Below are 25774 nucleotides of genomic sequence, written 5' to 3' on the forward strand. Positions count from 1 at the left end.
GGCTCCGTGTGAAGAGATGCGAAAGGCCCCGGCAGCCTGGCTGCCGGGGCCTTTTCACTCTGCGTACGGATTACTCAACGTCGTCGTCGACCCAATCGAAGGTCTTGGTGACTGCTTTCTTCCAAAGCCGCATCTGGCGCTGACGTTCGGCGTCATCCATCTGCGGGGTCCAGCGCTTGCCTTCAGCCCAGTTCTGCTCGAGCTCGTCGGTGTCGTTCCAGAACCCGACGGCCAGGCCTGCGGCGTACGCGGCGCCCAGCGCCGTGGTCTCGATGACCTTGGGCCGGACCACGTCCACGCCGAGGATATCGGCCTGGAACTGCATGAGCGCGTCATTGGCAACCATGCCGCCGTCGACCCGCAGCTCCGTCAGCGGAACACCGGAGTCGGCGTTCACGGCGTCGAGTACTTCCCGGGTCTGGAACGCGGTCGCTTCCAGTGCTGCCCGGGCAATGTGGTTCTTGTTCACGTAGCGGGTCAGGCCCACCATCGCACCGCGGGCATCCGCACGCCAGTAAGGTGCGAACAGTCCGGAGAACGCCGGCACGATGTACACGCCGCCGTTGTCCTCCACCTTGCGGGCAAGCTCTTCGATTTCCGGGGCACTGTTAATGATGCCCAGGTTGTCGCGGAGCCACTGCACCAGGGAGCCGGTGACGGCGATGGAACCCTCGAGGGCGTAGACCGGCTTGGCGTCGCCGAGCTGGTAGGCAACGGTGGTGATGAGGCCGTTCTCGGAACGGACAATCTCCTCACCGGTGTTGAAGATCAGGAAGCAGCCGGTTCCGTAGGTGTTCTTGGCGTCGCCCTTCTCGAACGCGGCCTGCCCGAACGTTGCGGCCTGCTGGTCGCCGAGGATGCCGGCCACCGGGGTTTCGCGGAGCAGCTGCGAGCCCGCGACCATGCCGTAGACCTCGGAGGAGGACTTGATTTCCGGCAGCATCGACCGCGGAATGCCGAACTCCTTGAGGATCTCCTCATCCCAGGTGAGTGTCTCAAGGTTCATGAACAGGGTGCGGGAAGCGTTGGTCACATCAGTGATGTGTACGCCGCCGTCCGTCCCGCCGGTGAGGTTCCAGACAATCCAGGAGTCCGTGTTGCCGAACATGAGGTCCCCCGCCTCTGCCCGTTCGCGTGCCCCCTCAACGTTGTCCAGGATCCACTTGATCTTCGTACCCGAGAAGTACGTTGCCAGCGGCAGGCCGACAGTGTCCTTGAAACGGTCCAGGCCGCCGTTTTCCGCCAGCTCGTTGACGATGGGCTGTGTACGGGTGTCCTGCCAGACAATGGCGTTGTAGACGGGTTCGCCCGTGTTGCGGTCCCAGACCACTGCCGTTTCACGCTGGTTGGTGATACCGACGGCGGCAATGTCGTGCCGGGTCAGGTTGGCTTTGGACAGGGCACTGCCGACAACTTCGCGGACGTTCGTCCAGATCTCCATCGGATCGTGCTCCACCCAGCCGGCGTGCGGGAAGATCTGCTCATGTTCCTTCTGCCCGGTGGAAATGATGTTTCCATCGTGGCCGAAGACGATTGCCCGGCTGCTGGTGGTGCCTTGGTCGATGGCGATGATGTACCTGGGATTGTCAGGCATTGTTTCTGCTCCTTGCGGTGGGGGTCTTTGGGGGTGGCCGGACCATACGGCCGGCCGGTCCGCTTATACCGGAAGCGGGAGGGGAATCTGGGCGCCCAGAAGGCCGCCCAGGGCGCCGCCGATCAGCGGGCCGACGACGGGCACCCAGGCGTAGCCCCAGTCGCTGCTGCCCTTGCCCGGGATGGGCAGCAGGGCGTGCACGATGCGCGGGCCAAGGTCACGGGCCGGGTTGATGGCGTAGCCGGTGGGGCCGCCGAGGGAGGCACCGATGCCGAGCACCACGAGGGCCACAGCCAGCGGGCCGAGTTCCGTGGGCGTTCCCGCGAAGGCAACGATCGTGAAGACGAGGACGAAGGTACCTACAACCTCAGTCACAACGTTCCATCCGTAGGACCGGATAGCCGGACCTGTGGAGAAGACACCCAGGATGTTGGCGGCGTCGGGCTCGTCGTCGAACTGCTTCTTGTAGGCGAGCCACGCCACGAAGGCACCAATGATGGCACCGGCCATCTGCCCTGCGAAGTAGACCATGGCCGCACCGAAGGAAACCTCGACGCCCGGCGCAAACTCCTCGTTGCCGGCTGCCCAGAGACCTACCGTGACGGCGGGGTTGATGTGCGCGCCGGAAATAGCGGCCGCGTACACGCCGGCAAACACACCGATGGCCCACCCCCAGTTGACCATCAGGAACCCGCCGCCGGCACCCTTCGTTTTCGCCAGCGCGACGTTGGCCACAACGCCGCAGCCCAGAATAATGAGGATGGCGGTGCCCGCCAGCTCACTGATGAAAACTTCTCCGAGAGTCACCATCGACTCCTCCGATCATTCGTATCTGTCCACGACCCAAGTGGGAGGGCGGACTGTTGGTTTCTATGCAATCAATCTTTTGCAAGAAGCGCCATTACCTTAGCCGACCTCTTTGGCGCCACGCCAATCTTCCCGCGGCAAAACAGGTAGTCAGCGCGCGATTCGGTACGGTGCCCGCACCTCGGTAAAGTCGTCATATGCAGCCTGCAGCTCGAATTCCGCTCAATAACGGCGTCCTGATGGATCAGGTCGGCTTCGGTACCTACAAGATCCCGGCCGACGACGCCGCCCGGCTCTGCCTGGAGGCACTCGGGGCGGGCTACCGGCACCTCGACACTGCCGCCCTCTACGGCAATGAAGCCGGGGTGGGCGAGGCCGTGAACACCTTCACCCGCGCGAGCGGCGTCGACCGCAGCGACATCTTCGTCACCTCGAAGGTCTGGAACACAGACCAGGGCTACGACTCCACTCTGCGTGCCTTTGACGCGTCCCTCTCCCGGCTGGGCCTGGACTACTTGGATCTGTACCTCATCCACTGGCCGTGCCCGCAGCGGGGACAGTTCGTCGACACGTACCGGGCGTTGGAGGAGCTCTACGCCGCGGGCCGGGTCCGTGCCATCGGCGTCTCAAATTTCCAGCCCGGCCATCTGCAGCAGCTGCTGGACGCGACCGGAATTGTCCCGGCGGTAAACCAGATTGAACTGCACCCCTGGCTGGCGCAGGAGGAACTGCGGCAGCTGCACCAGCGGCTCGGAATCCGCACGGCCGCGTGGAGCCCGCTGGGCCGCGGTGCAGTCCTCGCGGACCCGGTAGTTGTGCGGATTGCGGCCGAGCTCGGCCGCTCCCCCGCGCAGGTGATCCTCCGCTGGCACCTGGACCTCGGCAACATCGTTATTCCCAAGGCCAGCAGTCCGGAGCGGATTGCCGGAAACCTGGACCTGTACTCCTTCGAGCTGACCGCCGATCACCGGACGGCATTGAACGGACTGGACCGGGGCCAGCGGTCCGGATCGCATCCCGACGAGGTGAACTGAATGTCCGGCACTGCAGCGCGGAGTGCGTCGACGCCGTCGGGCGCCCCTGCGCCTTTCCTGCGCAAGGCCGCCGTGCGGTCCTTTTCGGTGGACGGCACCGAGCAGGTCTGCCGGGACTTCGCGCCGGTCACGGAGGACGACGCGGGCCTGCCGCCGATCTTCATGGTCCACGGCTTCCGCGGCGACCACCATGGACTGCTGCGGATTGTCGAAGCGCTCCCCCGCCACCGCGTCCTGGTGCCCGACCTTCCCGGCTTCGGCGCCGGTGCCGCCCTTCCCTCTACGCACGATGTCCCCGCCTACACCGCATTTGTCCGCGAGGCACTGGCGGACCTGGGCTTGGGCCCGGACACGGTCCTGCTCGGCCATTCCTTCGGCTCCATTATTGCCGCGCACCTTGCGGCTCAGTCACCGGAACTGATCAGTGAGCTGGTGCTCGTGAACCCCATCTGCGAGCCTGCGCTGGAGGGTCCCAAGGGGATCACCAGCAAGGCGGCTGAACTTTACTACCGGCTGGCGGCCGCACTGCCGGAAAAACCCGGCATGGCGCTGCTCCGCAGCCCGCTGATTGTCCGGGGCATGAGCATGCTGATGGCAAAGACAAAGGATCCGGGCCTGCGCCGCTGGATCCATGCCCAGCACGATGCGTACTTCAGTGCCTTCGCCAACCGCCGGGTGGTCCTCGATGCCTTCCGGGCCTCCATTTCGGCCACGGTGCGCGACGTCGCCGGGCAGCTTTCCATGCCCGTGCTGCTCATCGCCGCGGAACAGGACGACCTCGGATCGGTGCGGGGGCAGCGCCTGCTTGCCGAGCTGATTCCCGACGCCGAACTGCAGATACTGCCCGGCGTGGGCCATCTGGTGCATTACGAAAAGCCGGCTGAGGCAGCCGATACGATCGAGGACTTCCTGTCCCGGAGGCATATATGAGGATGCGCCTGGCCGTAGACGCCCGGTTTACCCGCACCGACCACCATGACGGCATCAGCCGCTACGGCGCGAGCCTGATCGAGGCGGTGGCCAGGCAGGCCGACGTCGTGATGCTGATTTCGGACGAACGCCAGCTGGGACTGCTCCCGGACCTGCCGTGGGTGAAGATCAACAGCCCGCTTTCCCCCGCCGAGCTGTTTGTGGCTTTCCGGATCAACCGGCTCGGTGCCGACGCGGTTTTCTGCCCGATGCAGACCATGGGCAGCTGGGGCCGGAAGTATCCGCTGATCCTGACCCTGCATGACCTGATCTATTACTCGAACCCGACGCCGCCGTCGTTCCTTCCGGCGGCGGTGCGCTGGCTGTGGCGGCTTTACCACCTGGCCTACTGGCCGCAGCGGCTGCTGCTGGACAGGGCCGACGTCGTTGCCACCATCAGCGGGACGACGCGGGAGCTGATGTCCCGCCACCGGTTGACCAAACGGCCCGTCCGGATAGTGGCCAACGCACCCCAGGAGGGTGCCGTACCGCGGGACGACGCGGGAGCCGAGGCGTCGCTGCTGTATATGGGGTCCTTCATGCCGTACAAGAACGTGGAGACCATCATCCGCGGCATGGAATACCTGCCGGATTACACGCTGCACCTGCTGAGCCGGATTTCCGATGCGCGGCGAAGCGAGCTTGAAGCGCTGATTCCCGCCGGTGCGCGCGTAACGTTCCACAACGGCGTGACCGATGAGGAGTATGACGGCCTGCTGCGCCGCACCACGGCCTTGGTGACCCTGTCACAAGCCGAGGGCTACGGGCTTCCGGTGATTGAGGCAATGGCCGTGGGCACCCCGGTGGTCGCCAGCGACATTCCGATTTTCCGCGAGGTCTCCGGGGGTGCGGCGCTGCTGGTGGATCCGGAGGATCCGTCGGCCTTCGCGGACGCCGTCCGGCAGCTGGGCGAACCGGGGCGCTGGCAGAAGGCGTCCCACGCCGGCGTGCAGCGGGCCGCCGACTACAGCTGGGCTGCCTCTGCCGACCAGCTCATGGATGCGGCCGGGGAGGCTGTCCGCCTGTTCCCCGGCCGCCGCCGTCGTCGTTGATCCTTACTTGCCCAGGTTAACGATCATCTTGCCCTTATTGGCGCCCTTCATCAGGTCAATGAAGGCCTGCGGGGAGTTTTCGAGCCCGTCCACAAACGTCTCGTCGTAACGGACCAGGCCTTCCTGCAGCCAGCTGGTCATCAGGGAGGCAAACTCGTCGGCGTACTGGTTGTAGCTGCCCACGAGGAAGCCCCGGAGGGTGATTTCCTTGCCGATGGCAATGGCCAGGTTCCGCGGGCCGACGGGTGCATCGTTGTACTGCGAGATGGCACCGCACATGGCGATCCGGCCGAACTTGTTCATTACCGAAAGGGCCGCTTCGAGGTGCTCGCCGCCCACGTTGTCGAAGTAGACGTCAATGCCGTCGGCACCGGCGGCCTTCTTCAGCGAATCCTTCACCGGACCGTCGTGGTAGTTGAACGCCTCGTCGAAGCCCAGGTCCAGCAGCCGCTGGACCTTTTCGGCGGAACCGGCACTGCCGATGACCTTCTTGGCACCCATGGCCTTGGCGATCTGCCCGACCAGCGAACCCACGGCGCCCGCGGCACCCGAAACGAAGACAACGTCGCCTTCCTTGAACTCCGCCACCTTGGTCAGGCCGGCATAGGCCGTCTGGCCGGTCATGCCCAGCACCCCGAGGTACGCGCTGGCCGGAGCGGCCTCCGTATCGATGATGCGGGCACGGCGCCCGTCAAGGACGGCGTAGTCGCGCCAGCCGAGGCCGTGCAGTACCTTGTCCCCCGGCTTGTGGTCCGGTGAGCGTGACTCCACGACTTCACCGACGGCGCCGCCCTCCAGCGGAGCGTCAAGCTGGAACGGCGGAACATAGGACTTGGCGTCATTCATCCGGCCGCGCATGTACGGGTCAACGGACATGTGCAGGTTGCGGACCAGGACCTGGCCCTCCTGCAGCTCGGGTACCGGCACCTCCGCCAGGCGGAAGTTCTGCTCCGTCGGCCACCCTTCGGGGCGGGAAGCAAGCTGGATTTCGCGGCCGGTTTCGGGGTAACTGCTCATGGAATGAACCTTACTGTCGGGGTTGATGGTCGGTATTTACTTCGCCACGGCCTGCCGCAGCGCGGCAGTGACCTTGGCGAGGGTGTCCTGCAGGCTTTCCAGGTCCTGCGGTGCCAGTCCGGCGGAGGCTGCGAGCCGGTCCGGCAGGTTCCTCGCGTCATGTTCGAGCGCGCGGCCGGCATCCGTGAGGTGGATACGGACGCGCCTTTCGTCCTCGACGGCGCGACGGCGCTGGACCAGGTCCGCTGCCTCCAGCCGCTTGAGCAGCGGTGAAAGCGTGCCGGAATCCAGGTCCAGTGCCTCCCCCAGGTCCCGGACGCTTTGGGCGTCCTTCTCCCAGAGCAGGGACATCACCAGGTACTGCGGGTAGGTCAGCCCCATCTCTTCAAGCATCGGACGATAGAGGGCCGTGGCCGCCCGGGAGGCGGAGTACAGCGAGAAGCACACCTGCCGCTGTAGGGATTCGTTCATGGACCCACCGTAGGGCACAATTCAATTGTGCACAACCTGTTTTGCCGGCACGGGCAACGATTACCCCAGCGCGCCTACTGGCGCAGCGCGCCCCGAAGCGCCATCTGCCCCGGCAATTCGGCGCGGTTCCCGCGAGGCCAAACGCACAGTGTCCGATCAAAAAACAGGTATTACGACGCGTAGGTTTGCCCTTTTAGCCAGTCCGAACGAACGCTAGACTCGAACACATGTTCGAATACTCGCCGTCGGCTGATCACCATCGGAGGGGGCCGCTGGAGGTCCAATCCGCAGTGTTCGACGCCTGGGTGGAGTACTTGGCCGCAGATTCCGGGCCCACCTCCGGCCACACGCCGGAGGGTTCAGTTTCGGAAATCGTCTCGGATGCGGAACTGATCGACCAACTCCGCGCACTGGAGGAACTGAAGGGTGCAGCTGCCGCCGCGCAGGCACGGATCTCAGCGGCATTCGATGCCTCGCAGCGGCGCAAGCAGGAACAGGCCGGACTTCGGAAGGAAGATCTTGGGCGAGGGGTAGCTTCACAGATCGCTCTGGCCCGGCGGGAATCCGCCAACAAGGGCGGACGGCTGCTCGGTCTTGCAAAAGTCCTTACCTCGGAGATGCCGTACACGATGCGGGCCTTGTCCCTGGGGCAGATCAGCGAATGGCGGGCCACCCTCCTGGTGCGTGAGACAGCTTGCCTCTCCCTTCAGGACCGCAGGCTGGTGGATGAAGAAGTGGCAGGTGATACCGGTCTCTTGGAGTCCCTGGGTGACCGGCAGATCATCGCCCGTGCCAAGGCTGCCGCATACCGGTTGGACCCACGGGCGGCAGTGAACCGTGCCGCGAAAGCAACATCCGAACGGTTTGTTTCCTGCCGTCCGGCGCCGGACACCATGACATACCTGACCGGGTTACTGCCCGTCGCGCAGGGGGTGGGCGTATACGCAGCCCTTTCACGCGAGGCCGACCGGCTACGCGCCGCCGGCGACGCAAGGGGGCGGGGCCAGATCATGGCCGACACCCTGGTGGAACGGGTCACCGGGCAGGGAGATGCCGGCTCGTTGAAGGTGGAGATCCAGCTGGTAATGACGGACCGGACTTTGCTGGCAGGCAATTCCGAACCGGTGCTAGTGCCCGGGTATGGCCCGGTTCCGGCGCAATGGGCTCGGGATCTGGTTCGACGCCGGAGCAGCCTGGCCCGGAGCAACCGGGGCCGGACCAAGGACCCGGACGTGGGCGGGCCCGACAAGCATGCGGAACGCTGGATCCGGAGGCTCTACGCGGCTCCCGATACGGGAGAACTGGTGGCAATGGACTCCCGGGCACGGCTGTTTCCCAAATCGCTGGCACGATTCATCGCGGCCCGGGACACCACCTGCCGAATGCCCTGGTGCGGAGCACCAATCCGCCATCTGGACCATATTCGCCCTCACAACCGCGGCGGACCCACAAATGCTGCCAACGGGCAGGGGCTATGCGAGGCGTGCAACCATGCCAAGGAAGCGCCGGGGTGGACCGCAGAACCAGTCCGAATAAGCAGTCCGGAGCCCGCAGCAGAAGCCGGCATCACCACCGGAACCAGAGACACGGCGGACACGGCAGGCACGGCAGACACGGCACCCGCCGGACACACGGTGGACACGACGACGCCGACCGGCCACACGTATCGTTCCACCGCTCCGCCCCTGCCCGGGACGACACCGCGCGGAACAATGCCGCAGCCGGCGCACCGGCCATACCACCCGGAACATCCCCCGGAACATCCCCCGGCGCGTTCCCCAGAACGTTCCCTGCACTCCCCCGTTGAAGCATGCATAGCGGATTTTGTTTGGGCAGCCTGAAGGCGGCCCCTGGAGGACTGCCACTGCTGGAAGCACATGGCTATAGTGGCGGCCAATCAGCTTATGGCAGCACATCAGCTGGTGCCGCCGAATCAGCACGCACGGATCGGCCAACTGCCTGCCCATGAGAAGGAGTACCAGTGAAGCTTGGACCGCACCTGCACCGCATCGGCAACGACATTGTGGCCGCTTATCTGGTGGACACGGAGGACGGGATTACCGTGATCGATACCGGACTCCCCGGGCATTGGAAGGATCTGCGCGCTGAACTGAAGGCCATGGGCCGAACCCTGGACGACATACGCGGGGTGGTCCTGACGCACGGGGACAGTGACCACATCGGCTTTGCCGAAAGACTGCGCCGGACCCGGAACGTGCCTGTCTTCGTCCACTCCGAGGATGCAGATCGTGCTCGCGGCGGCAAGAAGCCAAAGCCTGCGATGGGCCCCATGCGGCCGGGTCCCGTGGTCCGGTTCTTCGCCTACGCGGTGCGCAAGCGGGGTTGGCGAACCACGTACCTCACCGAGGTCTCCGAGGTGGCGGACGGTGACGTTCTCCCGCTGCCGGGTGAACCGCAGGTCATAGCCCTGCCTGGACACTCCCCGGGCAGCATTGCCGTGTACGTGCCGGCCGCGGATGCGGTCTTTGTCGGGGATGCACTCACCACCCGCGACGTGCTGACCGGGCGGACGGGCATTCGGCCCGCACCGTTCACTGATGACCCTGCGTTAGCCCTGCATTCCCTGAATCGGCTGGCCGGCATCGAGGCCAACTGGGTGCTCCCCGGACATGGAGCTCCATGGCGCGGCACCCCGGGCGACGTCCAGGAGCTGGCACGCCTGGCAGCAGTGCGAACGGGTCGCGGAGGCAACCGCTAAGAGAACAAATTCAACACCGGAAAAAGTAGTTGGCACTCGCCCCTTGAGAGTGCTAATCTCATTTTCGCAAGTTGAGCGTCACTGACTCAACTTTGGAACTGAATCTCGGCACCGCTGAAAAAGCGATTATGTTGAAGGAGTTGGTACCACCATGGCTATGAAGTTTGATCCGTTCCAGGAACTGGACCGCATGGCTCAGGCACTGCGTGGCGAAGGAACCCTGCGCGGCATGCCCATGGACCTCTACCGGCAAGGCGACCAGTACATCCTCGCAGCAGATCTCCCCGGGATCGATCCCGGATCCATCGACATTGATGTCGACGGCCAGCTGCTGACCATCCGGGCCCAGCGCACGCTGCAGAACACGGACGGGGTCAAGTGGCTCACCCGCGAACGGGAAAGCGGTTCCTTCCTGCGCCAGCTCAACCTCGGCCAGGGGATCGACACTGAACAGATTTCGGCCCAGTACGAGAACGGTGTCCTCAGTGTCATCATCCCGGTGGTTGAGCGGGCCAAGCCCCGCAAGATCGCCGTCCAAACCTCAACGGAAGCTTCCGCTATCAACGGCGAAACCGTCGAAGGAAACGGTGCAGTCGAAGGAAACAGCGCAGTCGAAGGTACCAGCCGGGAAACCGTCGGGGCCTAATCCCTGACTCCATTTTCTGCAACGAAGGGCTCCGGAAATCCGGAGCCCTTCGTTGTACCCGCCACAGGGGCACACCCAGTGGCAAACTTCACCCCGATTCCGGTCAATTCTGCTTTCCGCGGGGCGGGATACTGGGAAATGTACGCCTTGAAACGGATCGGCCCGGGCAAGTGGGTGGGCACACACAGCTGCAGCCGCCAGGCCCGGGGGCTGGGAAAGGGGACGCAGCAGTGAAGCTGCCCACTGTCAATCATCGGTACTGGATGATCCACGGAGTACCCCGTGGACTGTTGGGGCGGTTGTCCCGGTTGGGCGGCGCGGCCCAACTGGCTTTGCTTTCCCTGCTTGGCGCCTGCGCCGTGCTTTTCGAGTTGCTGTAAGCACCAGCTGCAGGAACACGAGCTGCTGTAAGCAAAGACTGCAGCTGGAACCAGTCGCAGGACGCCAGGCCCTAGAGAACGTCGGTTCCGTCCACTCGAATGTAGACGGGATCGCCCGTCCGGCGGGCAGAGGCAGCAGCCTTGGTTGAACGAAGCGCCGCCGTAATCGCGGGGGCCGCAGGGTAGGGGAAAAACAGGAGTGTCCGGTAGCGTCCGCCGGCGCCGCCCAACTGGCCGTCCGGAGACTTGCTGTCCCGTTGCTGGGCGTTCCCCGGCGGCGGGGCAACTGCGGGTGCAAGCGGCGCCGGCCCCACGGTCCGGACACCCTCAGGCAGCTCGAGCCGCGTAATGAACGCGTCAAGCCCCTCCCGCGACCCGGTCAGTTCGGCATACCGCACGGCCGGCGGCAAACCCAGCTCGCGCCGCAGCTCCAGTTCGCGTTCCGCCGCCGACGCCGGGTCCCAACGGAGCAGATGGCCAACCGTTGCCGAATCATCAGCCGTGACAACCACGAGGCCTTTTTCCGTTGCCGGCCGGACCAGCGATGCCGCCGTAAACCAGCGGCGCAGGGTGTCCTCCCCCGCGCGCAGTGATTCGCGGGACAGCATCGCATTGCCGTCCAGCAGAATGGCTGCGGCGTAGCCACCCGGAGCTACGGGCTCGGCGCCGGGGGTGGCGACGACCAGTGCCGGAGTGTCCGGAATCTCGGTCCGGATGTGGTCGCCGGCGGAAGAAATCACTGTGGTGGAGGGGAACGCACGGCCCAGCTCCTCGGCGGTGCGCCCGGCACCGGCGGTGGAGCCCCGCAGCTGGGTTCCTCCGCAGTTGCCGCAATGCCACATGGGCTCCGGCCGCCCGCACCAGCGGCATGCCGGAATACCGTTCCTGCTGGCAAGGCCCAAGGGGCCGGAGCAGTTGCGGCACCGGGCGGGTTCCCGGCATTCCTGGCAGGACAACGCAGGCGAGAAACCGGTCCGGGCCACCTGGACCAGCACCGGTCCGCGCGTCAGCCCGTCCTGCGCCGCCTTCCACGCGGCGTGCGGGATCCGGGCACGGGCAGCCAAGGGGTCGCGTTCCATCGTGAAGGAATCAGTAGTGCTGACCACCCGCGGGGCATGCGCCCGGACGGTTGAACGGTCGGCCGCTATACCGGCTGCCCAGCCGCTGGCGACCAGCCGCTGGGCCTCGGTGCTCCGCGAATGCGACGCCAGGAGCAGGGCTGCGTCTTCCAGTTCGGCACGGAGCAGAAGGACGTCGCGGGCGTGCTGGTAGGGGGCCCGCTGTTCGGCGTGCAGATCATCGGCGTCGTCCCAGATCACCGCCAGCCCGAGATCCCGCACCGGCGCATAAGCGGCCGAACGGGTCCCGATGGCCACACGGACATCACCGTGCAGCAACTGGAGGAAACTGCGGTAGCGCGGAGTGGGTCCGTCTTCGGCCGTCAACCGCACAAAGGAGCCTGCACCGATCCGGGCAGTAAGCGCCGACTGCACCCGCGAGAGGTCCTTATTGTCGGGAACGACGACGACGGCGCCCCGCCCGGAGAGCAGCGTGGAGCGCACAGCTTCGGCAATTTCGGCAGGCCAGTCCTTCGTGCCGTAACCGCCGAGCGAGGAGAGCACGGCGCGGGGGCGGTGGCCCGCGGCCAGATGGGTCAGGAACCGCGGTCCGTGCGGATAGCGTGCCAGCGGGTTGGCTCCGGCCCCTTCCGGTCCGGGTACGGTGTCTGCCGCTGCTGCTCCCGAATCAGTGTCGGCACCGGAGCCGGAGCCGGCGTCACTCCCGGCGCCCGTCCCAGCGGATGCCGCCCGCGCTTCCGGAGTGAATTCCTTCTCCACCCTCGCCGCACGCGGCGGAATCGCCACCCGCAGCACGTCATGGACGGTTCCGGCGTAGCGTGCTGCAACGGCCTCGGCCAGGCGCAGGATCTGCGGCGAAAGCACGGGCTGCGGGGAGATTACCTTCCCCAGCGGAATCAACCGGGCGGTGGTGTCCGCTTCGGCCGCCCGTTCAGTGATAAATCCAGGGAGTTCCTGGCCGCCGAACCGCACCTTGACCCGGGCGCCGGGCACAGCGTCGGCGTCGAGGTCTGCGGGGACCAGGTAGTCAAAGGGCCGGTCCAGGTGCGGCAGCGGGGAATCCAGCAGGACACGGGCAATCGGCAGGGCGGAAGCCGGCTGGGACTTGCCTACCGGTTTTGCCGACGGCGTGAAGCCGTGCAGCAGGGAAAGCTGCACGGCCTCGGTAGTGTCGTCGGCGGCCATGGCCGGCTACACGTTGAAGTAGCTACGGAGGTCCTCGACCTTGTCCTTGCGCTCCCAGGTGAAACCTTCGTCCTCACGGCCGAAGTGGCCGTGGGCGGCAGTCCGCTGGTAGATGGGACGCTTGAGGTCCAGGCCGTTGATGATGCCCAGCGGACGCAGGTCGAAGACTTCCTGCACGGCGTCGGCAATCCGGGCCGGGTCCACTGTCTCGGTACCGAAGGTCTCCACGTAGATGCCCACGGGGCGGGCCATCCCGATGGCGTAGGCAATCTGGATTTCCGCACGCCGGGCCAGGCCTGCGGCAACCACGTTCTTGGCTACCCAGCGCATGGCGTAGGCCGCGGAACGGTCCACCTTGCTCGGGTCCTTGCCGCTGAACGCACCGCCGCCGTGGCGGGCAAATCCACCGTAGGTGTCAACGATGATCTTGCGGCCGGTGAGGCCGGCATCGCCGACGGGACCGCCAATGACGAAGGGGCCGCCGGGGTTGATGATGTGCTTGACGTCGGAAATGTCCAGGTCGGTCCCGGCCAGGACGGGGTTCACCACGTACTCGACCATGTCGGCCCGCAGTTGTTCCAGGTCCAGCTCCGCGGCGTGCTGGGTGGAGACAACCACGGAGTCCACGGAAACCGGCCGGTCGCCGTCGTACCCCACGGTGACCTGGGTCTTGCCGTCCGGACGAAGGTACGGGAGGGTGCCGTCCTTGCGGACGGTGGTAAGGCGTTCGGAGAGGCGGTGGGCCAGCCAGATGGGCGTGGGCATCAGCACCGAGGTCTCGTCACTGGCGTAGCCGAACATGATGCCCTGGTCCCCCGCGCCCTGGGCGTCATAGGGGTCAACAACCTTGCCGGTCCGGTTCTCCAGGGAGTTGAACACACCTGAAGCGATTTCCGGGGACTGCTGGCCGATGGATACGGACACGCCGCAGCGGGCGCCGTCGAAGCCGTTGGCCGAGGAATCGTAGCCGATGTCCAGGATGGTGTCGCGGACCAGCTGCGGGATCTCAACGTAACCCTCGGTGGTCACTTCTCCTGCGACGTGCACCAGGCCTGTGGTCACCAGGGTTTCAACGGCTACCCGGGACTCGGGATCGACCTTGAGCAGGCCGTCGAGGATTGCGTCACTGATCTGGTCACAGATTTTGTCCGGGTGGCCCTCAGTGACGGATTCCGAGGTGAAAAGGCGCAGGTTGGACTGCGGCTTGGAGGGGGATGATGTATCGGAAAAAGTCACGGGATTTACTCTACCGGGCCGCACCGACCATCGAAGCACGTGCAGGGTGCGCGGCCTCAGGCGGTGCGTGCGGCGAGCTCGGCGGAAATCCGCGCGATGATGCGTGCCGAAACGTCGGCTTTGGTGCCGGCTGCGCTTTCGCCTGCATCCTCTGCGGCGTCTGCCGGTGAGAGAATCCTCACCTCGGTGTCGTCCTGGCCGAAGACCAGGGATTTGCCGACCCGGTTGAGAACCAGCAGGTCGCAGCCCTTCCGGGCTAGCTTCTTGCGCCCGTATTCGAGCACATCGGAGCTGGCATCTCCGGTTTCGGCGGCGAAACCGACAATGAGTTTCGGGGTGCCCGCTCCGGCTGCTTCGCGCGCCTGGACCAGTTCCTGCAGGATGTCGGGATTGCGGACGAGGGTGATCACGGGATCCGCTTCGTCGTCGCGCTTCTTGATTTTGGTGTCCACCACCTGTGACGGGCGGAAATCCGCGACCGCGGCGGCCATGATCACGACGTCGGAATCCGCGGCGGCCGCGTGCACGGCGGTACGGAGTTCGAGGGCTGTTTCGACGCGGATAAGCTCGACGCCGCTCGGCGCCGGAACATCCATGTGCGCCGCGACGAGCCGCACCCGGGCGCCGGCCGCCAGCGCCGCTTCGGCCAGCGCGGTCCCCTGCTTTCCTGAGGAGCGGTTGCCGAGGAACCGTACCGGGTCCAGCGGTTCGCGGGTGCCTCCGGCGGTGATGGTGACGGTGGTGCCGGCCAGATCGCCGGGAGCGGCTGCGGTGTTTGCGGCCTCGCTGCTGTCAGCTTCGACGCTGTCAGCTTCCACGGCGGCCAGTGCGGCGGTGAAGATGGCTTCCGGTTCCGGCAGGCGGCCGGGGCCGGTGTCCTTACCCGTCAGCCGCCCGATGCCCGGTTCCAGCACCACGGCACCCCGGCTGCGCAGGGTGGCGACGTTGGCGGTGGTCGCGGGATGCATCCACATTTCGGTATGCATGGCCGGGGCGAAAACCACCGGCCCGCGGGCCATCAGCAGGGTATTGGTGAGCAGGTCGTTTGCCTGGCCGGCGGCAGCCCGGGCCAGCAGGTCCGCAGTGGCCGGGGCAACCACGATCAGATCCGCTTCGTGTCCGAGCCGCACATGGTTGACCTTCTCCACTTCGTCGAAGACAGAGGAGGAGACGGGGTTGCCGGAGAGCGCCTCCCACGTTGCAACACCGACGAACTGCTTGGAGGATTCGGTGGGGACAACGGTGACGTTGTGCCCCGCCTCGGTGAAAAGCCGCAGCAGCGACGCGGCCTTGTACGCGGCGATTCCGCCGCCGACGCCCAGGACTATGCGCACGCTGCTGCCTTCCCCCTTGTGGTCGCTGAGCTTTACTCGGCGTTCTCGTTCGGGCGCACCACGAGCATGCCGTCGTTGATCTCGCGCAGGGCGATGGACAGCGGCTTTTCGTTCAGCTTGGTTTCCACCAGCGGGCCGACGTACTCGAACAGGCCCTCGTGCAGCTGGGAGTAGTAGGCGTTGATCTGGCGGGCGCGCTTGGCACCGTAGATGACCAGCGCGTACTTGGAATCGGCGGCTTCGAGCAGGTCGTCGATCGGCGGGTTGATGATGCCTTCAGACACAGGGTTCTCCAAAATTCTTGAACGGGATTCGCGGTTTGTCAGCGCGTGCGCGGACTGATTCCCATGAGTGATACAAGCTCAGCTGCAGCCCGCTGGACGTCATCATTAATGACGGTGTGATCGAACTCGGACTCGGCAGCAAGTTCCAGTTTAGCGGTTTCCAGCCGTTGCTGCTGCTCTTCGGGCGTTTCGGTTCCGCGCCCGACCAGTCGCCGCACCATTTCGTCCCAGGTAGGCGGGGCCAGGAACACGAAATTCGCCTCCGGCATCGACTTCTTGACCTGCCGCGCACCCTGGAGATCGATCTCCAGCAATACGCTGCGGCCCTCGGCCATGGCTGCTTCCACGGTGCGGCGCAGGGTTCCATAGCGGTTGCGTCCGTGGACCACTGCCCACTCGAGCATCTGGTCCTGCTCAATCATGGCGTCGAACTCTTCGGCGCTGACGAAGAAGTAATGTACGCCGTCTTCTTCACCCGGACGGGGGGCACGGGTGGTGGCCGAGACGGAAAGCCAGACCTCGGGATAGTTGTCCCGGATATAGGTGGATACAGTGCCCTTGCCAACTGCGGTTGGACCTGCCAGAACTGTCAGCCGCGGTTGCGACACGTAAACCTCATTCACTCGTTGTTATTGCGGGCCTCCGGAGCCTAATGGCTCGCCAGCAGGTCTATCAGCGCCTTGCGCTGATGCACGCCCAACCCCCGGACCCGGCGGGTGGGCGCAATACCTACCGTAGCCATTATTCCAGCTGCGCGGCGCTCCCCGACACCAGGCAGGGCGCGCAGCAGGTCCATGACCTTCAGCCGCCCAACCGCTTCCTCGCCGGAACGGGACAGGATGACTTCCTCGATGCTGAGATCACCGGACTTGATACGTGACTTGACCTCCGCACGGACCGCCCGGGCCGCGGTGGCCTTTTCGCGGGCAAGCGTACGCTCGGCTTCTGTCAGTGGCTTGAGGTTCAAGAGACGCTCCCGGACGAAGACACACCGCTGTCAGCGGCTCTGCTGGTAGCTCCGAACCTATCCGCAATCGAAGCCCAATTGCAATGGAACCCGATTCGCAGATGCCGCTCCCCTAGCGTACGGATGCCAGCTCCGATCCGGTCCGCAGCGCTGCGTCGCGGAGGCCCCGGGGGTCGGGGCCGGCCCGCAGGATGCCGCGGCTGGAGGTAGCCAGGACATTGGGGTACGCCGCAGCGAAGGTTCCGCGCAGGTCGGCGGCGGTTGCCCCCTGGGCGCCCAGGCCTGGAGCGAGCAGCGGTGCCCGCGAGGCGGCAAGGTCGATCTCCAGATCTGCCAGTGCCGTGCCGACGGTCGCGCCGACCACAAGTCCCACGGAGCCCAGTTCCGTCCCGGAACCACCTCCCGGGCGCACATTTTCCGCCGCTGCCGCGTCCACGATCCGGGCAGCCACGGACCGTTCCGCTCCCCCGGCGCCGACGTGCTGAACGGACGCCCCTTCCGGGTTTGACGTCAGTGCCAGGACAAATACACCGCGTCCGGTGGCAGCGGCAAGGTCCAAGGCGGGCCGCAGGGACCCGAACCCGAGATACGGACTGAGCGTCACGGCGTCGGCCGCCAGCGGCGAACCGTCCCGCAGCCACGCGTCCGCATAGGCTGCCATCGTGGAGCCGATGTCCCCGCGCTTGGCGTCGGCGATACTGAGCACGCCGGCATCCGAACACTCCCCCAGCAGGCGTTCCAGGACCGCCAGCCCGGCGGATCCGTGGCGTTCGTACAGCGCCACCTGTGGCTTCACGGCCGCGACCTGCTCCCCCACCGCCGCGAGGACGGTGAGGGAGAAACGTTCGAGCCCGGCGGCGTCGTCGTTCAGGCCCCACTGGGCCAGCAGTTCGGGGTGCGGATCGATGCCGACGCACAGCTGCCCGCGGCGGTCCATGGCCGCGCGCAGCCGCGCACCGAAAGCGGGACGTTCCTCAGGCACCGGCTGCCTTCAACCGGGCGGCGTGTTCCTGCAGGGAAGTCACGTCCCATTCGTAGGAGCGCATCGCGTCGATCGCCTGCACGGCGGCACCGAACTCGGAGACGGTGGTGACCACCGGGCAGCCGATGGACGTTGCCGCGGCCCGGATTTCGTATCCGTCGCCGCGGGCCTGGCCGCCGGAAGGCGTGTTGACCACCAGGTTGATCTCGCCGGCGGTGATCAGGTCCACGACGGTCCCTTCGCCGTCCGGTCCGACACCCTCGCCGACCTTGCGCACCACCGTGGCGGCAATGCCGTTGCGGCGCAGTACCTCGGCCGTGCCGCCGGTGGAGAGGATCTCGAAGCCGAGGTCGCTCATCCGCTTCACCGGCATGATGATCGAGCGCTTGTCCCGGTTCGCCACCGACACGAAGACCTTGCCGGCGGTGGGCAGGGCACTGTTCGCGGCGGCCTGTGACTTGGCGAAGGCGGTGTCGAAGTACTTGTCAATGCCCATGACCTCACCGGTGGACCGCATTTCCGGGCCCAGGAGAGAGTCCACCACGGTGCCCTCGGGGGTCCGGAACCGGCTGAACGGCAGCACCGCTTCCTTCACGGCCACCGGGGCGTCCAGCGGCAGGGTGGAGCCGTCGCCGACGGCGGTCAGCTTCCCGGCGGCCCGCAGCTCGGCGATGCTGGCGCCGGTGCCGATGAGAGCCGCGGCCTTGGCCAGCTGGACACCGGTGGCCTTGGACACGAACGGCACGGTGCGGGAGGCACGCGGGTTGGCTTCGATGACGTAGAGGATGTCCGAGGCCAGGGCGAACTGGATGTTGATCAGCCCGCGGACGCCGACGCCGGCGGCGATCACCCGGGTGGCCTCGCGGACCCGGTCGATCACGTCGGTGCCGAAGGTGATGGGCGGCAGCACGCAGGCGGAGTCGCCCGAATGGATGCCGGCCTCCTCGATGTGCTCCATGATTCCGCCCACGTAGAGGTCGGTGCCGTCGAAGAGCGCGTCGACGTCGATCTCGATGGCGTCTTCAAGGAACCGGTCCACCAGGACGGGGTGGTCCGGGGTGATCTCGGTGGCGTTGGTGATGTAGCGGGAGAGGTTCGCTTCGTCATAGACGATCTCCATGCCGCGGCCGCCCAGGACATAGGACGGGCGGACCAGGACGGGGTAGCCGATCTCGTCCGCCACCCGCTTGGCGTCCTCGAAGGACACGGCCGTGCCGTTCTTGGGGGCGGTGAGCCCGCCCTCGTCCAGCACCTGCTGGAACGCACCGCGGTGTTCGGCCAGGTCGATTGCGGCGGGTGAGGTGCCCAGGATGGGCACGCCGGCGTCGGCCAGGGCCTGTGCCAGCTTCAGCGGCGTCTGCCCGCCGAGCTGGACGAAAACACCTAGGACGCCGCCGGTGCGCTGCTCCGCGGCGATGACCTCCAGGACATCCTCCAGGGTCAGCGGCTCGAAGTAGAGCCGGTCGGAGATGTCGTAGTCGGTGGACACGGTTTCCGGGTTGCAGTTGATCATCACGGTCTCGTGGCCGGCTTCGCGCAGTGCCATGGTCGCGTGGACACAGGAGTAGTCGAACTCGATGCCCTGCCCGATCCGGTTCGGCCCGGAGCCGAGGATGATGATGGACGGCTTGGCATGCTCGGCCACCTCGTCCTCCTCGTCATAGGAGGAGTAGTGGTACGGCGTGTACGCGGCGAATTCGGCGGCGCAGGTGTCCACGGTCTTGAAGACCGGGCGTACGTTCAGGGCGTGCCGGACGCCGCGCACCACTGCTTCGGGGGTGTTGGTCAGCGCGCCGATCTGCTCGTCGGAGAAGCCGTGCCGCTTGGCCAGGCGCAGGATGTCCTCGTTGACCGACGGCGTGGCACGGATCTGCTCGGCGGTTTCGTTGATGAGCACCAACTGGTCCAGGTACCAGGGGTCGATACCGGTGGCTTCGAAGAGCTCCTCGATGGAGGCACCGCCCAGCAGCGCCTGCTGCACCTGCTGCAGCCGGGCGGTGGTGGGCCGCCGCGACGCTTCAATGAGTCCGGGCACGTCGGCTGCGTCCACCGGGTCGAAGGACAGCGAGGCGCCCTTCTGCTCCAGGGAACGCAGTGCCTTCTGCAGGGCTTCGGTGAAGTTGCGGCCGATCGCCATGGCCTCGCCTACCGACTTCATGGTGGTGGTCAGCGTGGGATCCGCGGCCGGGAACTTCTCGAAAGCGAACCGTGGGACCTTCACCACGACGTAGTCGAGGGTGGGCTCGAACGACGCCGGCGTCTTCTTGGTGATGTCGTTCGGAATCTCGTCCAGGGTGTAGCCGAGGGAAAGCTTCGTGGCGATCTTGGCGATGGCGAAGCCGGTGGCCTTGGACGCCAGCGCCGAGGAGCGGGAGACGCGCGGGTTCATTTCAATGACCACCACGCGGCCGGTGTCCGGCTCGATGGCGAACTGGATGTTGCAGCCGCCGGTGTCCACGCCTACCTCGCGGATGACGGCGATCGCGATGTTGCGCAGCTTCTGGTACTCGCGGTCGGTCAGGGTCATGGCGGGGGCCACGGTGATGGAGTCTCCGGTGTGCACGCCCACCGGATCGAAATTCTCGATGGAACAGACGACAACCACGTTGTCGTTCTTATCCCGCATCATCTCCAGTTCGTATTCCTTCCAGCCCAGGATGCTCTCTTCAAGCAGAACCTCGGAGGTGGGGCTGTACTGGATGCCGGCCCCGGCAATGCGGCGCAGGTCCTCGGCATTGTAAGCCAGGCCGGAGCCGAGCCCGCCCATGGTGAAGGAAGGCCGGACCACCATCGGGTAGCCCAGTTTGTCGGCCGCGGCGAAGGCCTCATCCATGCTGTGCACGATGATCGACTTCGCGGATTCGGCACCGCAGCGCTCGACGACGCCCTTGAACTTCTCGCGGTCCTCGCCGAGTTCGATCGCGGCGATGTTCGCGCCGATCAGTTCCACGTTGTACTTCTCCAGCGCGCCGCTCTTGTCCAGGGCGATGGCGGTGTTCAGGGCCGTCTGCCCGCCGAGGGTGGGCAGGATCGCGTCGGGCCGTTCCTTGGCGATGATCTTCTCGACCATCTCCGGGGTGATCGGTTCCACGTACGTGGCGTCGGCGAACTCCGGGTCGGTCATGATGGTGGCCGGGTTGGAGTTCACGAGGATGACCCGCAGGCCCTCCTCCTTGAGCACCCGCAGGGCCTGCGTGCCGGAGTAGTCGAATTCCGCGGCCTGGCCGATGACGATCGGGCCGGAGCCGATGACCAGGACGGACTTGAGGTCGGTTCTGCGGGGCATTAGATGCTTTCCTTGCTCTTGCTGGCTGCCATAAGCTCGACGAAGCGGTCAAAGAGGTACGCGGAGTCGTGCGGTCCGGCGGCAGCCTCGGGGTGGTACTGGACCGAGAAGGCGGGGAGGTCGAGGCAGGCGAGGCCCTCGACGACGTCGTCGTTCAGGCTGACGTGGCTGACCTCCACCCGGCCGTAGCGGGCTTCCGGTGCAGTGACGGGGCCGTCCAGCGGGGCGTCGACGGCGAATCCGTGGTTCTGGCTGGTGATTTCCACCTTGCCGGTCCGCCGGTCCAGGACGGGCTGGTTGATCCCGCGGTGCCCGTAGCGCAGCTTGTAGGTGCCGAAGCCCAGGGCACGCCCGAGGATCTGGTTGCCGAAGCAGATCCCGAAGAACGGAATGCGGGCATCCAGCACTTCGCGCAGCAGGTCCACCTGGACATCGGCGGTGGCCGGGTCGCCGGGGCCGTTGGACATAAACACGCCGTCGGCGGCCAGGGCTTTGATGTCCTCGAAGGTGGAGGCGGCGGGCAGCACATAGGTGCGGATGCCGCGCTCGGCCAGGCGCACCGGGGTCATGGACTTGATGCCCAGGTCGATGGCGGCAACGGTGAACAGCGGGTCGCCGGCCCAGCCGTGGTCTGCCGGGTCAATGAGGTAGGTTTCGTCCACGCTGACCTCTTCGGCCAGCCGTGCGCCCTCCATACCCTGCTGGGCACGGACCTCGGCGAGCAGTTCGCTGTCGGGGCGTTCGGCGTCGGGGCCGGAGAAAATCCCGGCCTTCATGGCCCCGCGTTCGCGCAGGTGCCGGGTCACGGCGCGGGTGTCGACGCCGGAGATGCCGACGACGCCCTGTTCCGCCAGCTGCTCGTCCAGGGTGGATTCGGAACGCCAGCTCGAGGGGCGGCGGGCGGCGTCGCGCACGATGTACCCGGCCACCCAGATCCGCCGGGACTCGGCGTCGTCGCCGTTGACTCCGGTGTTGCCGATATGCGGGGCCGTCTGGACCACGAGCTGCCGGGCATAGGAGGGGTCGGTGATGGTCTCCTGGTAGCCGGTCATGCCGGTGGCAAACACCGCTTCGCCCAGGGCCGTTCCCTGCGCACCGTAGGCACGCCCGCGGAAGGTGCGGCCGTCTTCCAGCATGAGGACGGCGGGCGTGGGGTTGATGGTTTCGTGAACTGTCACAGTTGTTCCTCGCTAGGGGTGGCCGATTCCGGCAGAAGTTCGGTAATGGCGCGGACAAGGGGAGTCTTCTCATCCGAGGAGCGGGTACGGAAGCCGGTATCCACGCGCTTGGGACCCAGCTGCCAGGTCACAATGACCAATCCGTCCTTTTCTACGAATTTTCCGGCTATGCCGCGCTCCAGGCGGACGCCGTGCAGATCCTGCCGCGGAATCCAGAGGTCGTCGGCACCGGACCGGGCAAACAGCACGCCTTCGGGGAAAACCGCCGCGGTGGCGTTGGACTTTACGCCCAGGCCGTAGAGTGCCACGCGGTCCAGCCAGTCACCGGCGGTGGTGGTGGCGACGTATTGGCCCAGTGCCTGGAAGCCCGGATCGGAGAGTTCGTCCGGCAGGGGCAGGGGGCGGGGCGTGTCCTGCTGGCGGCGTCGTCGGCCGCGCCAGCCCAGGGCGAACAGGCCCAGGACCACGACGATAAGGGCGGCCAGGCCCAGGAAGAAAAAGACCAGTTCCATCAGGATTCCTTTGCGGCAGCGGGGTGGGGCGTGTTCAGTCTGCCGTTCAGGACGGTGGGGTGGCCGGCGTAGAAAACCGCTTCGACTCCACCGGGCAGTTCCAGTCCGGCAAACGGACTGTTGCGTCCCTTGCTAGCCATCTTAGAAGGGTCGACCCTCCTTCGCGCAGACGGGTCCACCAATATGACGTTGGCCGGTTCGCCGGCGGCAAGGGGCCTGCCTTGGCCCGCCACCCGGCCGATCAGCGCAGGGGTGGAAGAGGTGACCCGGGCGAAACCTGCCCAGTCCATCAGCCCCGTGTCGATCATGGCGTGCTGCACCACGGACAGCGCGGTCTCCAGGCCGGTCATGCCCATGGCCGCCGTCGCCCACTCGCCTTCCTTGTGTTCGCTGGGATGCGGGGCGTGGTCGGTGCCGACAATATCGATGGTGCCGTCGGCGAGGCCGCGGCGGACCGCCTGCACATCCGCTTCGGTGCGCAGGGGCGGGTTCACCTTGTAGACCGGATCGTAGGTGCGGACCAGTTCGTCGGTGAGCAGCAGATGGTGGGGGGTAACCTCGGCGGTAACCCGGATGCCGCGTTCCTTGGCCCACCGGATGATTTCCACCGACCCGGCGGTGGACAGGTGGCAGACATGCAGGCGGGAGCCCGTGTGCCGTGCCAGCAGGACGTCGCGGGCGATGATGGATTCCTCGGCGACGGCGGGCCAGCCGGCCAGTCCGAGGACGGCGCTGACTTCGCCTTCGTTCATCTGTGCCCCCTCGGTGAGGCGGGGCTCCTGCGCGTGCTGGGCAACGACGCCGTCGAACGCCTTCACATATTCCAGTGCACGGCGCATCAGCACCGGGTCCGAAACGCACTTGCCGTCGTCGGAAAACACCCGCACCCGGGCCCGGGAGTCGGCCATCGCGCCGAGTTCCGCCAGCTGCCGGCCTTCCAGGCCTACGGTGACCGCCCCGACGGGACGCACATCCACCCAGCCGGCCCGCTCCCCCAGGCTGAGGACCTGTTCCACCACGCCGGCGGTGTCTGCAACCGGCATGCTGTTGGCCATGGCGTGTACGGCGGTGAAGCCGCCGAGTGCTGCGGCACGGGTGCCGGTCTCTACGGTTTCGGCGTCTTCCCGGCCGGGTTCGCGCAGGTGCGTGTGCAGGTCCACCATGCCGGGCAGGGCGATCAGGCCCTCCGCCTCGACCACGGCGGCGCCGGGAGGCACCGGCAGTTCAGGGGCGACGGCGGTGATGGTGCCGTCTTCGATGCGGATATCCGCACGTTCGGTGCCGAGCAGTGACGCTCCGCGGATCAGATAGGTGCCGGTAGTGCTCATCGGGGCTGCTCCTGCTGGGTACGGGGGGTGCTGTTCTCTCCGGAGAGCAGCAGGTAAAGGGCGGCCATCCGCACCGAAACGCCGTTGCGGACCTGGTCCAGGACGGTCGAGCGGGGCGAATCAGCGGCACGGGCGGAAATTTCCAGCCCGCGGTTCATCGGACCGGGGTGCATGATGATGGTGTCCGTCAGGCCCAGGGTGTCCAGCCGGTCGAGGCGGACGTCGTCCAGGCCCCAGCGGCGGGAATACTCGCGGACGGAGGGGAAGAAGGCAGAGTGCATCCGTTCCCCCTGCACCCGCAGCATCATGACGGCATCCGGCCGGGTCGCCAGTGCCTCGTCCAGGTCGTAACTGACGGTGCAGGGCCAGGATTCGACGCCGAACGGCAGCAGCGTGGGCGGTGCAACCAGGGTGACCTCCGCGCCAAGTGTCCGAAGCAGCCACAGATCCGAGCGGGCGACCCGCGAATGCAGCACGTCCCCGGCAATCACCACCTTCATTCCGGCCAGGTCGGTGCCGGTGGATTCCGTACCGTGCAGCCGCGCCCAGTGCCGTCGCATGGTGAAGGCATCCAGCAGCGCCTGGGTGGGGTGTTCGTGCGTGCCGTCCCCGGCGTTGAGCACTGCGGCATCTATCCAGCCGGAGGACGCCAGCCGCGCCGGCGCGCCGGAGGAACCGTGCCGGATCACTACGGCGTCGGCGCCCATGGCAGCCAGCGTCTGTGCAGTGTCCTTCAGTGATTCGCCCTTGGAGACCGACGATCCCTTGGCGGAGAAATTGATGACGTCGGCGGACAGCCGTTTCGCGGCCGCCTCAAAGGAGATGCGCGTGCGGGTGGAGTCCTCGAAGAAGAGGTTCACCACGGTGCGCCCGCGCAGGGCCGGAAGCTTCTTTACTTCCCGTTCCCCTACTGCGGCCATCTGCTCTGCCGTATCCAGGATGGCCAGGGCATCGGACCGGCTGAGGTCCAGCGTGGACAGGAGGTGCCTCATGCAGTGCCCTCGATGACCACTTCGTCTGTGGCCGCTTCACCCGTGGCCGCGCTGTCGCTTTCGGCCAGCCGGACCCGGACCTGTTCGATGGATGCGGTGGGCAGGTTCTTGCCCACATGGTCTGCCCGGATGGGTAGTTCGCGGTGGCCGCGGTCCACAAGCACTGCCAGCCGGACGATGCGCGGCCGGCCGAGGTCCACGAGGGCATCGAGCGCGGAACGGATGGTGCGGCCGGAATACAGGACGTCGTCCACCAGCACCACCACTTTGTCGTCAATCCCGGTGACCGGGACGCGGGTGGCGTAGGGCGGCCGGGTGGGCCTGCGGGCGAGGTCGTCACGGAACATGGTGACGTCGAGCTGGCCGGTGATGGCAGCGGGATCGACGCCGGGAGCCGCCGCCGCGATCTTGGCGGCCAGGCGCTGGGCCAGCGGATAACCGCGGCGCGGGATCCCCATCAGGACCAGGTCTTCGGGACCTTTGTTGGCCTCGAGGATCTCGTAGGCAATACGCGTCAGGGCACGGTCAATGTCAGCTGAAGACAAAACAGTACGGCTGGAAAGAGCATCTTTGGCCGTCATATTCGCTTCCTCCTTCCCCGCCTCACAGGACGGAATTTAAAGGTTGAATGCGGCACCAAGCTATCACAGGCCACGCCGCCGCCCGCTGTGTGTGACGGGATATGCCGCGGTGGAACTATCCTGTCTGCTATGAGCAGGCCC

At 66.3% G+C, this 25774-nt stretch carries 24 protein-coding genes; 7 read left to right on the forward strand and 17 right to left on the reverse strand.

From position 1 onward, the window contains the following. Window positions 1-70 precede the first annotated feature (70 nt). Both glpK and NNX34_RS09710 read right to left on the reverse strand, forming a co-directional pair. Complete coding sequence (glpK, locus tag NNX34_RS09705; protein WP_255766301.1) at window positions 71-1594, reverse strand: glycerol kinase GlpK; 1524 nt, start codon at window positions 1592-1594, stop codon at window positions 71-73. Window positions 1595-1657: 63 nt separating this feature from the next. Then, on the reverse strand, window positions 1658-2401 hold the full coding sequence (locus NNX34_RS09710) for an MIP/aquaporin family protein (protein WP_255766302.1): 744 nt from the start codon (window positions 2399-2401) through the stop codon (window positions 1658-1660). Between the two features lie 197 nt (window positions 2402-2598). Between NNX34_RS09710 and NNX34_RS09715 the strand changes: the two genes are divergently transcribed. Genes NNX34_RS09715 through NNX34_RS09725 form a run of 3 tightly spaced genes read left to right on the forward strand, consistent with a single transcriptional unit; the run spans window position 2599 to window position 5456 of the window. Beyond that, window positions 2599-3435: an aldo/keto reductase gene (locus NNX34_RS09715; RefSeq protein ID WP_255766303.1), complete on the forward strand. Its 837-nt coding sequence runs from the start codon at window positions 2599-2601 to the stop codon at window positions 3433-3435. Continuing rightward, on the forward strand, window positions 3436-4365 hold the full coding sequence (locus tag NNX34_RS09720; protein WP_255766304.1) for an alpha/beta fold hydrolase: 930 nt from the start codon (window positions 3436-3438) through the stop codon (window positions 4363-4365). It abuts the gene before it with no gap. A 2-nt stretch (window positions 4366-4367) separates the two neighbouring features. Continuing rightward, window positions 4368-5456, forward strand: coding sequence for a glycosyltransferase family 1 protein (locus NNX34_RS09725; RefSeq protein WP_255766594.1), 1089 nt, complete (start codon window positions 4368-4370; stop codon window positions 5454-5456). 3 nt (window positions 5457-5459) lie between these two features. On the opposite strand, the gene NNX34_RS09730 is transcribed toward NNX34_RS09725, so the two are convergent. Together NNX34_RS09730 and NNX34_RS09735 are read right to left on the reverse strand one after the other, a co-directional pair. Continuing rightward, complete coding sequence (locus NNX34_RS09730; protein WP_255766305.1) at window positions 5460-6473, reverse strand: NADP-dependent oxidoreductase; 1014 nt, start codon at window positions 6471-6473, stop codon at window positions 5460-5462. 36 nt (window positions 6474-6509) lie between these two features. After that, a complete protein-coding gene (locus NNX34_RS09735) occupies window positions 6510-6944 on the reverse strand; it encodes a MarR family winged helix-turn-helix transcriptional regulator (protein WP_227921403.1) in 435 nt (144 codons plus the stop codon). A 227-nt stretch (window positions 6945-7171) separates the two neighbouring features. Between NNX34_RS09735 and NNX34_RS09740 the strand changes: the two genes are divergently transcribed. From NNX34_RS09740 to NNX34_RS09755, 4 genes are all read left to right on the forward strand, one after another. Further along, window positions 7172-8785 carry an HNH endonuclease signature motif containing protein gene (locus NNX34_RS09740; protein ID WP_255766306.1) on the forward strand — a complete coding sequence of 538 codons (1614 nt, stop codon included), beginning with the start codon at window positions 7172-7174 and terminating at the stop codon, window positions 8783-8785. Between the two features lie 140 nt (window positions 8786-8925). After that, window positions 8926-9663 carry an MBL fold metallo-hydrolase gene (locus NNX34_RS09745; protein WP_255766307.1) on the forward strand — a complete coding sequence of 246 codons (738 nt, stop codon included), beginning with the start codon at window positions 8926-8928 and terminating at the stop codon, window positions 9661-9663. A gap of 151 nt (window positions 9664-9814) precedes the next feature. Then, the gene (locus NNX34_RS09750; protein WP_255766308.1) at window positions 9815-10309 is read left to right on the forward strand and encodes an Hsp20/alpha crystallin family protein; all 495 of its coding nucleotides are present in this window, start codon (window positions 9815-9817) and stop codon (window positions 10307-10309) included. A 230-nt stretch (window positions 10310-10539) separates the two neighbouring features. Beyond that, window positions 10540-10689 carry a hypothetical protein gene (locus NNX34_RS09755; RefSeq protein WP_255766309.1) on the forward strand — a complete coding sequence of 50 codons (150 nt, stop codon included), beginning with the start codon at window positions 10540-10542 and terminating at the stop codon, window positions 10687-10689. A 71-nt stretch (window positions 10690-10760) separates the two neighbouring features. On the opposite strand, the gene NNX34_RS09760 is transcribed toward NNX34_RS09755, so the two are convergent. From NNX34_RS09760 to pyrR, 13 genes are all read right to left on the reverse strand, one after another. Then, window positions 10761-12953 (reverse strand): primosomal protein N', encoded by a 2193-nt coding sequence (locus tag NNX34_RS09760; RefSeq protein WP_255766310.1) that lies wholly within the window; start codon window positions 12951-12953, stop codon window positions 10761-10763. A 6-nt stretch (window positions 12954-12959) separates the two neighbouring features. Beyond that, window positions 12960-14189, reverse strand: coding sequence for a methionine adenosyltransferase (metK, locus tag NNX34_RS09765; protein ID WP_255766311.1), 1230 nt, complete (start codon window positions 14187-14189; stop codon window positions 12960-12962). A 56-nt stretch (window positions 14190-14245) separates the two neighbouring features. Further along, window positions 14246-15523 (reverse strand): bifunctional phosphopantothenoylcysteine decarboxylase/phosphopantothenate--cysteine ligase CoaBC, encoded by a 1278-nt coding sequence (coaBC, locus tag NNX34_RS09770; RefSeq protein ID WP_255766312.1) that lies wholly within the window; start codon window positions 15521-15523, stop codon window positions 14246-14248. 32 nt (window positions 15524-15555) lie between these two features. Next, complete coding sequence (gene rpoZ / locus NNX34_RS09775; RefSeq protein WP_227921386.1) at window positions 15556-15819, reverse strand: DNA-directed RNA polymerase subunit omega; 264 nt, start codon at window positions 15817-15819, stop codon at window positions 15556-15558. 26 nt (window positions 15820-15845) lie between these two features. Then, on the reverse strand, window positions 15846-16415 hold the full coding sequence (gene gmk / locus NNX34_RS09780; protein ID WP_255766313.1) for a guanylate kinase: 570 nt from the start codon (window positions 16413-16415) through the stop codon (window positions 15846-15848). 41 nt (window positions 16416-16456) lie between these two features. Further along, window positions 16457-16774 (reverse strand): integration host factor, actinobacterial type, encoded by a 318-nt coding sequence (gene mihF, locus NNX34_RS09785; protein ID WP_227921382.1) that lies wholly within the window; start codon window positions 16772-16774, stop codon window positions 16457-16459. 112 nt (window positions 16775-16886) lie between these two features. Then, the gene (gene pyrF / locus NNX34_RS09790; protein WP_255766314.1) at window positions 16887-17756 is read right to left on the reverse strand and encodes an orotidine-5'-phosphate decarboxylase; all 870 of its coding nucleotides are present in this window, start codon (window positions 17754-17756) and stop codon (window positions 16887-16889) included. Further along, window positions 17749-21042: a carbamoyl-phosphate synthase large subunit gene (gene carB, locus NNX34_RS09795; protein ID WP_255766315.1), complete on the reverse strand. Its 3294-nt coding sequence runs from the start codon at window positions 21040-21042 to the stop codon at window positions 17749-17751. Before carB ends, pyrF begins: the two co-directional genes overlap by 8 nt. Beyond that, on the reverse strand, window positions 21042-22178 hold the full coding sequence (gene carA, locus NNX34_RS09800; RefSeq protein ID WP_255766595.1) for a glutamine-hydrolyzing carbamoyl-phosphate synthase small subunit: 1137 nt from the start codon (window positions 22176-22178) through the stop codon (window positions 21042-21044). Before carA ends, carB begins: the two co-directional genes overlap by 1 nt. 38 nt (window positions 22179-22216) lie before the next feature. Further along, window positions 22217-22732 carry a hypothetical protein gene (locus NNX34_RS09805; RefSeq protein WP_255766317.1) on the reverse strand — a complete coding sequence of 172 codons (516 nt, stop codon included), beginning with the start codon at window positions 22730-22732 and terminating at the stop codon, window positions 22217-22219. Continuing rightward, window positions 22732-24060, reverse strand: coding sequence for a dihydroorotase (locus tag NNX34_RS09810; protein WP_255766318.1), 1329 nt, complete (start codon window positions 24058-24060; stop codon window positions 22732-22734). The genes NNX34_RS09805 and NNX34_RS09810 overlap by 1 nt, the downstream gene beginning before the upstream one ends. Beyond that, the gene (locus NNX34_RS09815; protein ID WP_255766319.1) at window positions 24057-25052 is read right to left on the reverse strand and encodes an aspartate carbamoyltransferase catalytic subunit; all 996 of its coding nucleotides are present in this window, start codon (window positions 25050-25052) and stop codon (window positions 24057-24059) included. Before NNX34_RS09815 ends, NNX34_RS09810 begins: the two co-directional genes overlap by 4 nt. Next, entirely contained in the window at window positions 25049-25633 is a 585-nt protein-coding gene (gene pyrR, locus NNX34_RS09820; RefSeq protein ID WP_255766320.1) for a bifunctional pyr operon transcriptional regulator/uracil phosphoribosyltransferase PyrR, read from the reverse strand. The genes NNX34_RS09815 and pyrR overlap by 4 nt, the downstream gene beginning before the upstream one ends. Between the last annotated feature and the right edge of the window lie 141 nt (window positions 25634-25774).

This window comes from Arthrobacter sp. zg-Y1116, assembly GCF_024385485.1.
Taxonomy (GTDB): Bacteria; Actinomycetota; Actinomycetes; order Actinomycetales; family Micrococcaceae; genus Arthrobacter_B.